This window comes from Arenibacter algicola (assembly GCF_018860365.1).
Lineage (GTDB): Bacteria > Bacteroidota > Bacteroidia > Flavobacteriales > Flavobacteriaceae > Arenibacter > Arenibacter algicola_B.
Map to the genome: position 1 here is coordinate 157,650 of NZ_JAHKPO010000001.1, position 12,408 is coordinate 170,057.

Here is a 12,408-nt window from a genome sequence, read left to right on the forward strand (position 1 = left end):
ACACCAGGAACCTTGAACCTTGAATAAAATTACTTCATCCCCTTCATGGCCCCCATCATCTGCATCATCTTTTTGCCGCCGCCGCCCTGCATCATCTTCATCATCTTGCTCATTTGATCAAACTGCTTCAGCAATTGATTTATTTCCTGAATGCTGGTACCACTGCCTTTGGCTATCCGCTTTTTACGGCTAGCATTTAATTTGGCAGGGGTAGATCGTTCATCCGGGGTCATGGAATGTATAATGGCCTCTATATGTTTAAAGGCGTCATCATCTATATCCAAACCTTTTAATGCCTTTCCAGCACCTGGGATCATCCCCATAAGGTCTTTAAGACTCCCCATCTTTTTTATCTGCTGGATCTGGCTTAAAAAGTCATCGAAACCAAATTTGTTCTTGGCTATCTTCTTCTGGATTTTTCTGGCCTCTTCCTCATCAAACTGTTCCTGAGCCCTTTCCACCAAAGAAACCACATCTCCCATACCAAGAATTCTCTCGGCCATACGGGAAGGGTAGAAGACATCTATGGCATCCATCTTTTCCCCAGTACCTATAAACTTAATTGGTTTGTTTACGACCGACTTAATTGAAATGGCCGCACCACCACGGGTATCACCATCCAATTTTGTTAATATTACCCCGTCAAAATTAAGAACATCATTAAATGATTTGGCGGTATTAACAGCATCCTGACCAGTCATGGAATCGACCACAAACAGGGTTTCCTGAGGCTGAATGGCTTTATGGATATTGGCAATTTCATTCATCATTTGCTCATCCACAGCCAAACGACCTGCCGTATCTATAATAACTACATTAAAACCATTGGCCTTTGCATGGGCAATACCTGCTTTTGAGATGGCAACGGGATCATTATTTCCCCGGTCCGAAAAAACCTCAACACCAATCTGTTCCCCAACTACATGAAGTTGGTCTATCGCTGCAGGCCTATAGACATCACATGCCACCAACAATGGTTTTTTAGTCTTTTTGGTTTTAAGGTAATTGGCCAATTTTCCTGAAAAGGTAGTTTTACCCGAACCTTGTAAACCGGACATTAGGATAACGGAAGGCGTACCGGATAAATTGATGCCCTCTGCGTCTCCGCCCATAAGCTCCGTAAGCTCATCCTTCACCAATTTTACCATTAACTGGCCTGGCTGAAGGGAGGTCAACACATCCTGTCCCAATGCCTTTTCCTTCACCTTATTGGTAAACTCCTTGGCAATTTTAAAGTTGACATCCGCATCCAAAAGTGCCCTACGCACTTCCTTTAAGGTTTCCGCAACATTGATCTCTGTAATTTGTCCATGTCCTTTTAGAACATGTAACGCCTTATCCAACTTTTCACTTAAATTATCAAACATAGTCTTACTGTATTATCAGGAAAGCGCAAATTTAAGAATAACTGCCGTAAGTGTGAAGCTTGGGATGAAAAATATAAAAGTAAAAAAAGGGCAGCTTCCTGAAGAAGCCACCCTTTTCCAAAAATTGGGGCAAAATTTTTATTTCTTTTCGAAGACCAGAACTTCTACACTGTTCTCATTAACCATCTTCAACTCTATACGATCATTGGTAATGGAGACAATTTTCCAATCGTCCATTAAGACCTGCATAGCAGTCGCCAAGCCAAAATTAAGATAACATTTCAATTCCCCTTCACTATCCCTGATTATTCTCCATAGTCCTGGGTAAGTAGGTCCAGTTTCTCCTGCTGTAACATTAACAGCAAGTTCGGCCTGAAAGGCAAAGGTAAAGGCAGCATAATTCTGGGTTTCATCATTATCACCCTCCATATATTTTGCAATCATCCATTCGCCACCCATCATAATATTTCTTATCTCGGCAACATCGTCATCATCGGAATTATTATCACAAACCCTTTCCAAAATAAGTTCATAATTATCATCTTCAATACTAAAGCCTAAGCGTTTGTCCCTAAGATCGGACAACAACCATTCAAAGCTTACCCCTGGCTCGTCCCCCATGGTAATTGCCATAACCAAACGCCCTTGGGCATTGGTAGTAACAGCCCATGTTCCTTCGGAAATATTGGACTCGTTACTTAAAGTCACCACTCCTTCAGCATGAAAACTAAACTCATATCCTAAAAGCCTATCAACATCCTCGTTGTTCAGCTTCACCTTTTTTATGACCCAGCTACATTCCTTCAAAATTTCCCTCAAGGTATCCGGCGTATTATCTACGATATCACATGCCTTTTTCATAATTATCCGCTCCCCTTCTCCGGCATACAATTTAATTTTACCATCTTCCAGATCATAGACAAACCACTCCAGATCAAAATCGGCCAAGGCTTCAAACTCCAACTTCAACAATACTCTGTTGTCTCCAATTCTGGTACTCCAAGTTCCCATTAAACTGTTACCGACCCTATCTTTCATTACCACATTCCCGTCTTCGGTAAAATTCATTACGTAGTCAAAATACTGACCTGTGTTGTCTACATTGGCCCTTATTACTTCATTTACCAACCATGGGCAGGCAACAAGATATTCCTCCAAACGCTCTTGGGTAAAGTCATCATAATAATCGTCATCATCATCCTCATCACATTCACTTTTAGCAGTTTCAATAGCATTGGCCAATTCGGCATTATTATTTACACTAACCTTGGTATCATCATATAACTCCAATGTAATTGGGAAATCGAAACTAAGTAGATCATCGTCCCCACGCTCCGCAAAATAGCGTCTTAATTGCATATCATTTTGCACAGTTACATTACCGGTTTGCTGCAGATTAATATCAAAGGAATAAACCACTATTGGATACACAAAATCTATACATTCTATGTCATCATCATCCCCACCTTCAATACATTCCTCGACCTTTTCACGAAGTTGTTCCTTGTTACTTATGGTTATTTCGGTATAATCCGACAAGGTAATCTGTATAGGGAAAATAATTTCCAAGATATCATCATCTACCTCCACCTCATTAAAAAGCTGCTTTATCAACTTTAAATCTTCAACAGCATCTATATTAACATCTAGGCCATTTACATTTACCACATAAGGAAAGTTGATTGCAAAACAACTTGCCCCATCCACAATATTGTCATAAGAACCATCTTTAGAGGAAGTTCTTTTTATTAATTGTGCCGTACTGGAACTTGCCAATATGGCTTCCTGACTATCCTCACCAGGCAATTCTTCAAATTCTTCCTGGCAGGAAGTAAAACTTAATGCTACAAGAAGTAGGCTCGAGAACATTAAATATGACATAAACTTTTTCATAACGATTTGGTTTTTATTTGTTCGTATATCTCTAAAACAACTCACTTTTAAAATACCCTACCCAATTTTTCATTTTTTTTAAAATATCTTTGAAAAAATTAAAAACGACCAGGATTGAAAGCTATCAAAGAAGAACATGTATGCAAGGATGACGTTTACGCCTCAATCTTCAGCACTTATTCCAAAACGGTCTTTAACTATATATATTATAAGTTTGGCAACGAGGAAAAAGCGTATGACGTTGTACAGGAAGCATTTATAAAATTATGGGAGAATTGTTCCAAGGTTGCTCCAGATAAAGCAAAGTCCTATGTATATACCATTGCCAACAATTTATACCTGAATGTTTTAAAGGCGGAAAAAGTAAGATTAAAATACGCGCCCGAGACCAGTGCAGTTGTAAACGAGTCCCCGGACTTTTTATTGGAAGAACAGGAATATAAAGAAAAATTGGAACGGGCGTTGGCGGCTTTACCCGAAAACCAACGTACTACCTTTTTATTGAATAGGATCGACGGAAAGAAATATGCGGAAATAGCCGAGATGGAAGGTGTAAGTGTAAAAGCCATTGAAAAAAGAATGCACCTGGCCCTAAAAACACTTAGGGAACAGATTGAAGGGATATAAAAGATGGTAATGAGTATTTAGTAATGAGTAAATGAGCTATTGGATTGTTTTATACTATATAGTGTTATAAAATTTATATTTTATTCAGCAGTCCCAATCCCAAAACCCAATACTAAAACCTAAATACCAATAATAAATGTTTATTTGAAAGTAGGGTATTTTCTTTTTTGATTGTTATACCTATATAAAGCTAGAAACCATGCAAGAAAATTATTTGGCAAAATGGCTCAACAACGAACTGACGGAAGAGGAGTTGGCTAAATTTAAGGAGTCCAAAGAATATGCCTCGTATTTAAAACTACGGGAGGCCACCAATAATTTGGCAGCGCCAGACTTTGACATGGCCAAGGCTTTTGAAGACCTCAACAAACACAAGGCTTCCACTAAGAGCAAAGTAATTAAACTTAATCCCTATAAAAAATACATGGGCATCGCTGCTGCCATAGCCCTGATTTTTGTTGCCTCCTTTTTGTACTATGGCAATTTAAACGAAGAAATAAGTACGCAATATGCCGAAAGGGCCCAAATAGTGCTTCCGGACGCATCGAAGGTTCAACTAAATGCCGATTCCCAAATTTCGTACAGCAAAAAAAATTGGTCCAAAAAAAGAGATATAGCACTGAACGGAGAAGCTTTTTTTAAGGTTGCCAAGGGCAAGCGTTTTACCGTAACAACAGAGAATGGAACTGTTACCGTTCTAGGCACACAATTTAATGTAGAAAATAGAAAAGGCTATTTCGAAGTAGCCTGTTACGAGGGTTTGGTAAGTGTCATCTACAACAAGGAGGAGGTTAAACTTCCCGCCGGTAATTCCTTGGTGGTTATAAATGGTGAATTACAGGCCCTGAAAATACCAAATATCAAGGAACCATCTTGGATAAGGAACGAAAGCAGTTTTAAGAGTATTCCCTTGAAATTTGTTTTGGATGAATTTCAAAGACAATTCAATATTGAAGTCGCTACCGAAAATATTGATACCAATCAATTATTTACAGGATCCTTTAGCAATACCGATAAGGAATTAGCGTTGCAAAGTATAAGTACTCCTTCTCAGATCAAGTTTAAACTAGAGGGGAATAAAGTGCTATTTTATGCTGAAACACAATAAATACGTTGTATTTGTCATTGCCCTATATTTGTTTCTACTAGTTCCTTATTCCAATTGGGCACAAGAAAATAGTGCACAAAAAGTAAATCTAATTAGCTATTTGGAAGAACTGGAACGGGAGTTCAACATTAAGTTCTCCTATGTGGATCAGGACTTGGGTCAGCTGCAGTTTTCCGTTCCGGATACCGATTCACTACCCCAAATACTGGAAGAGCTCCGCAAACAGACCCTGCTGGACATTACTAAACTCAATGACCGTTATTTTGCCATATCCAAAAGCAAGTTCGTGGATATCTGCGCCAATGTGGTGGACAACTTTGAGAACAGCACCATCATGAATGCTACCGTGGAGGTTTTGGGCAGTAATATATCCCAAATTACCGATCTGGAAGGACAGTTCAAAATAAAGGAGGTACCCAGAAATGCGAATATCGCGATCAAACATCTTGGCTTTAAAACCAAATATTTGAGCGCGGAAGAACTGGCAGCTAACAATCCCTGCAAGACTATTTTATTGTCTCCAAATTATCAGCAATTGGAAGAAGTTGTTGTCTATCAATTTCTTACCACAGGCATTACCAAAGAACCGGATGCCAGCATTGAACTCAATACGGATAAATTCGGAATTTTACCTGGTCTTATAGAGCCTGACGTACTACAGACCATACAAGCATTGCCCGGTATTAAGAGTGTAGATGAGACCGTATCCGATATTAATGTTCGGGGAGGCACCAACGACCAAAATTTAGTGTTGTGGGATGGTATAAAAATGTACCACTCCGGACATTTTTTTGGTTTGATCTCTGCCTTTAATCCCTATTTGATCGAAAATGTGAACATCATAAAAAATGGGACCAGTGTACAATATGGCGATGGTGTAAGCAGTGTGATAAATATAAGGACTAGAAACGATATCGGCGATTCATTCGTGGGCGGGGCAGGATTTAATCTATTAAGTGGCGATGTTTTTGGACAACTACCCCTTTCCGAGAAAGTATCCGTTCAGTTTTCAGGAAGGCGATCTACCACAGATATTATAAATACCCCAACTTACAATCGGTATTTTGATAAAGTGTTTCAGGACAGCGAGGTCAAGGAAAACAACAACTCCTCCAATCCCGAAAACACAGTTAGGGACGAAAACTTTTATTTCTATGACTTTACGGGTAAACTGCTTTATGACATCAATGAAAATCAGAAGGCCAGACTAAGTTTTATCAATACCAACAACCACCTTAAATACACTGAAAAAACTGAGGAGGGCACTGCTAAAAGCTTATTGGAACAGACCAATCTTTCCTTTGGGGGAAGCTTGGAAAGTAAATGGACGCCTAGATGGAGCACTCATTTAAACCTGTATTACACCCGTTACAATTTGGATTCCCAAAACATTCCTTCACAGTCCCAACAGCTTTTTCAGAGTAACCAGGTTTTGGAAAAGGCAATAAAGTTGAACTCTAATTACAACCTGGGGCAAAACCTTAATTGGTTGAACGGATATCAGCTTAATGAGGTAGGCATAACCAACTTTACCCAAGTTACCCAACCCGCATATAGAAGCAACATAAAAGGGGTAATTATGACCCATTCCTTATTTTCTGAGTTGGATTATAGGTCGAAAAATGAAAAATTTAATGCCAGGGGCGGACTTAGACTGAATTACATTAAAAACCTAAAGACCTTTAAAACCTTTGATGAAGTTATTCTAGAACCTAGATTAAACATAAATTATGCTTTGACCGACGGCCTTAAGACCGAATTACTGGGAGAATTTAAAAGTCAGACCACCAACCAAATAATCGATCTGGAACAGAATTTTCTGGGGATAGAGAAAAGGCGATGGACACTTTCTGATAATGAAATACTGCCCATTACAAAAAGCAAACAAATATCCCTTGGGATAAACTATGACAAAAATACACTTTATGTAGGTGTTGAAGGGTTCTACAAAAAGGTAGACGGTATAAGCACGGCTACACAGGGATTTCAAAACCAAGATCAATTCAACGGCGAAATAGGAAAATACGATGTATCCGGAATAGAATTCTTGATCAACAAAAAAACTGCAACCTATAGCACATGGCTCAGTTATGCCTACAACACCAATAATTACACTTTTGAGAATATAACGCCCAACCAGTTTCCCAACAATTTGGACATTAGGCACACTTTAACCTTTGCAGGCACCTATACTTATAAGAGTTTTAGAATGGGACTTGGAGCCAATTATCACACGGGAAGGCCGTACACCAAGCCACAGGAAGGCAACAATTCTATAATACTGAATGTTTTCCCAAACCAAATTAACTACGAGGATCCCAACAGCAGTAGGCTCCCAGCCTACCTAAGGGCAGATGCTTCGTTTATCTATAACTTCAAAATTAGCCAAGGTATAAAATCCTCGGTAGGTGCTTCCGTTTTGAACCTATTGAACAAAAAAAACATCCTGAACATCTATTATAGGATAAATGAGCAAAACGAAATTGAAACCATAGAAAGGGTTTCCTTGGGTATTACCCCCAACTTTAGTTTCCGAATGAGCTTTTAGCGCACCTCCTGTTTTTTACAAAACAATTAATCAAACTCACTTCAAAATAAAGGCCCTTGGATCTTTGCCATAAAAAAAGCCGGAAGCTTTAGGATAACACCTATCCAAAACTCCCGGCATATAAATAAATAATCAATCAAATTATTTGCTCAAATCCTTAATTCTAATATTTCTAAAGGCCAATTCTGCACCATGGCCCAAGAAACCAATATGACCTGTATTCCTTTCCAGGCCTGGGTGATCCTTATGGTCTGCCGTCCCGTTCTTGGACGCTTCTTTCCAATCTCCATCCACAATGACGGTGCCGTTCAAGGTTATTTTTACATGATTCCCCTTAACGATTACTTCTTGTGAATTCCACTCCCCTACCGGGTTCAGGGCACCTCTTTTGGCCGCAATAATTCCGTATACGGACCCATGGTATTGGTAAGGTTTTAGATTGGCGTATATTTCAGCTGTATCGTCCAAAATCTGCAATTCTTTACCTTCATAGGCGGCATCACCTTTTAAGGGAGCATGAATACCCAAACCGTTATTGGCGCCAGGGGTTAATTTAAAATCAAATCTGAAAATGAAATCCGAATATTCTTCAGCTGTAAACAAGTTGCCATGTCCACCTCTTTTAGGGCGTACCAAAAGCTCATTGTTTTCCATGATATAATCCGTCTTATTTCCTACCCAATGATCTAGATCCTTACCATTCAACAAAGATTTAAAACCTTCCTTCTTTTCTTCCTCGGTCAACTGATCATCACCAGAACCTATTTCCCTTACATAAATATTCCTAAAGCCCAGGTCTTCCCCATGGGCCTGCAATTCAATAGCCTCTTTGGCAAATATAGCCTGCTTGCGACCCCAATAGTTTTCCAAAACCACATTATCCGTTACCAAGACTCCATTTAAGTGTACCGTAACGCGCTCACCTACCATTTTAATTCTAAAAGTATTCCATTCATCTATGGGGTTATCGGCCACCTGTAACGGTTTGCTCTCATGTTTCTGGTTGTTGTACAAACCACCTGAACCCACTTGGGCACCAGCATCTACTCTGGCAATGTCCCATATTTGAACCTGAGGTGTACCTCTCAGATAAATACCGCTGTCACCGCCATTGGTAATCTTCCAATCCACGATCATTTCAAAATCGCCATAATCCTTTACCGTACAGATATTATTATATCCTTCCCCTTTAAAACCGATAACACCGTTTTCTATATACCAATCCTTCATCATTTGCTCATTGGCCTTGGCTTGTTCCGCTGCCAATTTTCTTGAGGACATTTTGGATCGGGCTATTGGGTTTTGCACCAATCCCTCCCATCCTGTAAAGTCCTTGCCATTAAAGATCGACACAAAGCCTTTTTCGTTGGGCATTTTATCCAAAAATTCCTTTACATCAATTTTTATATACTGACTATCGGGACCTGTAAGGTTGTCGATACTTCTAGAGACTATATCCCTAACCACTTCGCCGCTTAAACCATCTTGTTTACCAGGAGTAGGCAAAGCAATGGCAATGGCCACATTTGATGCCGTTGTCAACAAATCTTGGTCATCTAAATAGTCCGATACAAAAATCAGGGAAAGAAAGGTTTTTATAGTCCGTGCTGCAGAAAGTACTTGTTTCTTTTCTTCGATAGTTTTGGCTTCGGGCATCAACTTCCTCACCAAAAGCAACTTCTGGTCAGCAGGGTAATCAGATTTTCTAACCTTGGCCAGATAGTTGTTAAACGCATTTTTCCTGATAGCGGCATCAGAACTAGCCGTGGCCGTCTTAAATAGATATGGCAATGCATCATTGTTTTTCCAGCTGGACAAGGCATCCAATGCTATCATTTTCTCACTATCATTACCTGTAGAAAGTCTTTGGGAAACTAATTCCAATGCCTCCTGGTTACTTAAAGAAGCCAATACAGGTAATAATTTTGACTTATCCGCAGCCATTTTATACTCCTTGAACACAGCATCCGCATATTTGCCATTACTTTCATCCAGAATGCTCAATATGGCCTGCTGTGCATTTTTTATGTTTTCGGACTTATCGGTCTTGTTCAATAGACTTATTAATGTGGAAAAATCCTTCTCTGTTGAAATAGAGGGCAAAGCCTTGTATACCGCACCAGCAACATTTTCACTTCCTGATTCGATATACGCTACCAGCGTACCAAATTGATCCGTTGCGTTTCTGTCCGCCAAAACATTGACCAATACTTCCTTGCCAGCCTCATTTACATTGGGTAGCTGACCTGCTAATACCCCACTATCCTTGGCATCGCACAATCTCAATAAGGTTTCCTCCACAGCACTATATTCCTCAGGGGAAGTAGCCAATTTTAAACTGTTGAACAATACCGGCAAGGCCTTGTTCTTATCTTGATAGGATAATGATTTTATTCCGGCCTCACGTACAGAAACATCCTTGTCTTCCACTGCCTTCAAAATAACCTTATCAAAAACAACTGCGCCATCACTTTTACTGAGCATTCTTATTATAAGCGGCTTAATTTCAGCAGATGACTTCTTATACTGTTTTACCCAAAGTGAAACCTCAGTGGATGTAAGATCGGAACCAGCGGCATCCAATACGGCACCAACATAATTCTTATTGCTGTTCTTGGATTCCTTCAACAAAGTCTTGGTAAAGGCAGTGCCTTCATTGGCACTCAACATATGAATTCCCGCAGATCGATAATGTAATTGGTCATCCAGCTTGCAATTTTTAAGCAAAGCGTTGGCCACGGTGTTACTTAAGCCTTTATTGCCTTTCTTTTGCAGTTTATTGCCATAGTGAATAAAGGCTATAATACTTTTGGTGTCGTCCAATTGATAATTAGAGCTGGCTACAGCCTTTTCCAATACCTCGTATGAAGTTGGACTTCCTATTTCGGCCAAAGCCATCAAAGCTCTTTGTTGAACTGTTTTTGACGATGAGTTCACCTTAGCTTTCAATACTTCTTCGGCAGGAGCAAATTGCAAGGCTCCCAAAGCCTCTACAAAAGCAGCTTGCTTTTTCACATCCCCGAGCTCTGTAGCTTCAAGAATAGCCAAGGAGGCGTCTGTTGTGCCTATGGCCGTTAAAGCGGCCAATGCAGGCTTAAACAGGTCATTATTGGACAGATACTTGCTTAAAACCGGAACGCTTACATCTGTTCCAACGTAAATTAATCGGTCCATTAAAAAGGTCTTTACCTCGTCGTTAGAGGCGGACCCCAGCGCTTTTAACAAGGCATTTTCAACTACACCGTTCTGAATTAGAGGTTCTTCGCCGCCACTGTAAATGGCCACACTCTGGATGGCATACCTGGCCTTGGTGTCATCCCCGCTCCCTAGCGGCACAAGCTTATCCGTAATTTTTAGGATCCCATCCCCACCCAAGTCGATTATTTCCTGCATTAAGCGATCTGAATGATCCAGATCTTCCGTTGGCAACTGCATCAAAATATCGGCTACCTTGGTGTCCAAGGTTCTATTGTCCTGTGCACTAAGGGCAATTGTGCCCATAAATAGCATTAGCACACCTATGTTTTTATATAATGTATTCATTTTATAATTCTAATATTTGGTTAATAAGCCCAAGAGGACCTCATTGGTTGATCTATTAATCGATTGGCTTCCTCATCATTGATAAACTCCTGTTTTACCGGATCAAACTCCAAGGTACGACCCAATCTCAAGGCAATAATACCCATGTTCACAACCGTTGCGGAACGGTGGCCATTCTCTTCGTTAAGTGCAAATTTCTGTCTAGTTTTTACCGATTCCGAGAAAACGGTAATCTGCTCCTCAGGATCAGGTATACTATTGATCAAGCCCTCTATATTGGGGATGGTAGATTTAAATCCGTTATATATTTTCCCGTTGGGCCCTTCAATATATGCGGCATCCTTATCCCTGTTTTCACCATCGAGAATAATCTGACAACCATCGGCATAGGTATAGGTAATTCTTCTCCAGGTACCTATGGCATCATAGTGCTGCTCCGGTGCATCTACCTCAACTTTAACCGGACTGGTGTTATCTTTTCCTAAAAAGTATTGTACCGGATCAATATAGTGCTGGCCCATATCTCCCAATCCACCACCATCGTAGTCCCAATATCCTCTAAAGGTACCGTGTACCCTATGTGGATGATAAGGCTTTTCCGGTGCCGGCCCTAGCCACATATTATAGTCCAATTCTGCAGGCACGGGTTGAGGCGTTAAATTTTCCTTACCAACCCAATAGAATTTCCAATTAAATCCAGTAACCCCGCTAATGGTTACTTTTAGCGGCCACCCTAGGGCACCACTATCCACTACCTTCTTCAACTTTTTTACCGGAGTACCCATTCCATAAAAATTATCCTTAAAGCGGAACCAGGTATTTAAGCGGAACATCTTGCCGTGCTGTTGCATGGCCTCCACTACTTTTTTACCTTCACCTATGGTCCTTGTCATCGGCTTTTCGCACCAAACATCCTTTCCTGCTTCCGCAGCCATTATAGACATAAGACCATGCCAGTGGGGAGGAGTGGCTATATGTACAATATCCACATCCGGTCTCTGCAAAACTTCCCTAAAGTCGCGGTATCCTTTTACACCACTTCCCACTTTTTGTAGGGTACTGGACAAGTGATTGGCATCAGCGTCACAAATTGCCAATAGCCTTGTTCCTTCATAATCCAAATGTCCTTGGCCCATGCCCCCAACACCTATTACGGCCTTGGTCAATTGATCGCTAGGCGGAATAAAATTCGTCCCTCCCATGACATGTCTTGGAATTATACTGATTCCTGCAGCTGCCACTAGCGACTTTCTAACAAAATCCCTACGGCTGGTTGATTTTTTCTCCATCTATGCTTATTCTATTAATTATTTGAAGTTTCA

Annotated in this window: 7 protein-coding genes; 3 read left to right on the plus strand and 4 right to left on the minus strand. The window is 40.4% G+C overall.

Annotation, left to right across the window (positions count from 1 at the left end):
• Positions 1 to 29: 29 nt before the first annotated feature.
• On the minus strand, positions 30 to 1,367 hold the full coding sequence (ffh, locus tag KO529_RS00690) for a signal recognition particle protein (RefSeq protein ID WP_072863704.1): 1,338 nt from the start codon (positions 1,365 to 1,367) through the stop codon (positions 30 to 32).
• Between the two features lie 138 nt (positions 1,368 to 1,505).
• Positions 1,506 to 3,260, minus strand: coding sequence for a hypothetical protein (locus KO529_RS00695; protein WP_215946028.1), 1,755 nt, complete (start codon positions 3,258 to 3,260; stop codon positions 1,506 to 1,508).
• Between the two features lie 114 nt (positions 3,261 to 3,374).
• Here KO529_RS00695 and KO529_RS00700 point away from each other — a divergent pair, with 114 nt between their 5' ends.
• From KO529_RS00700 to KO529_RS00710, 3 genes are all read left to right on the plus strand, one after another.
• Positions 3,375 to 3,887 carry an RNA polymerase sigma factor gene (locus KO529_RS00700; protein ID WP_215946029.1) on the plus strand — a complete coding sequence of 171 codons (513 nt, stop codon included), beginning with the start codon at positions 3,375 to 3,377 and terminating at the stop codon, positions 3,885 to 3,887.
• Between the two features lie 199 nt (positions 3,888 to 4,086).
• Entirely contained in the window at positions 4,087 to 4,995 is a 909-nt protein-coding gene (locus tag KO529_RS00705) for a FecR family protein (RefSeq protein WP_215946030.1), read from the plus strand.
• Positions 4,979 to 7,543, plus strand: a complete 2,565-nt coding sequence (locus KO529_RS00710; RefSeq protein WP_215946031.1) for a TonB-dependent receptor — start codon at positions 4,979 to 4,981, stop codon at positions 7,541 to 7,543. Before KO529_RS00705 ends, KO529_RS00710 begins: the two co-directional genes overlap by 17 nt.
• A 141-nt stretch (positions 7,544 to 7,684) precedes the next feature.
• Here KO529_RS00710 and KO529_RS00715 read toward each other — a convergent pair whose 3' ends face one another.
• The gene (locus KO529_RS00715) at positions 7,685 to 11,086 is read right to left on the minus strand and encodes a DUF1080 domain-containing protein (protein ID WP_215946032.1); all 3,402 of its coding nucleotides are present in this window, start codon (positions 11,084 to 11,086) and stop codon (positions 7,685 to 7,687) included.
• 20 nt (positions 11,087 to 11,106) lie between these two features.
• Positions 11,107 to 12,375 (minus strand): Gfo/Idh/MocA family oxidoreductase, encoded by a 1,269-nt coding sequence (locus tag KO529_RS00720; protein ID WP_215946033.1) that lies wholly within the window; start codon positions 12,373 to 12,375, stop codon positions 11,107 to 11,109.
• Between the last annotated feature and the right edge of the window lie 33 nt (positions 12,376 to 12,408).

Bases quoted from the DNA above. Each gene is read 5' to 3' on its own strand.
- ffh (WP_072863704.1), bottom strand. From the start codon at position 1,367: ATGTTTGATAATTTAAGTGAAAAGTTGGATAAGGCGTTACATGTTCTA.
- KO529_RS00695 (WP_215946028.1), bottom strand. From the start codon at position 3,260: ATGAAAAAGTTTATGTCATATTTAATGTTCTCGAGCCTACTTCTTGTA.
- KO529_RS00705 (WP_215946030.1), top strand. From the start codon at position 4,087: ATGCAAGAAAATTATTTGGCAAAATGGCTCAACAACGAACTGACGGAA.
- KO529_RS00710 (WP_215946031.1), top strand. From the start codon at position 4,979: ATGCTGAAACACAATAAATACGTTGTATTTGTCATTGCCCTATATTTG.
- KO529_RS00715 (WP_215946032.1), bottom strand. From the start codon at position 11,086: ATGAATACATTATATAAAAACATAGGTGTGCTAATGCTATTTATGGGC.
- KO529_RS00720 (WP_215946033.1), bottom strand. From the start codon at position 12,375: ATGGAGAAAAAATCAACCAGCCGTAGGGATTTTGTTAGAAAGTCGCTA.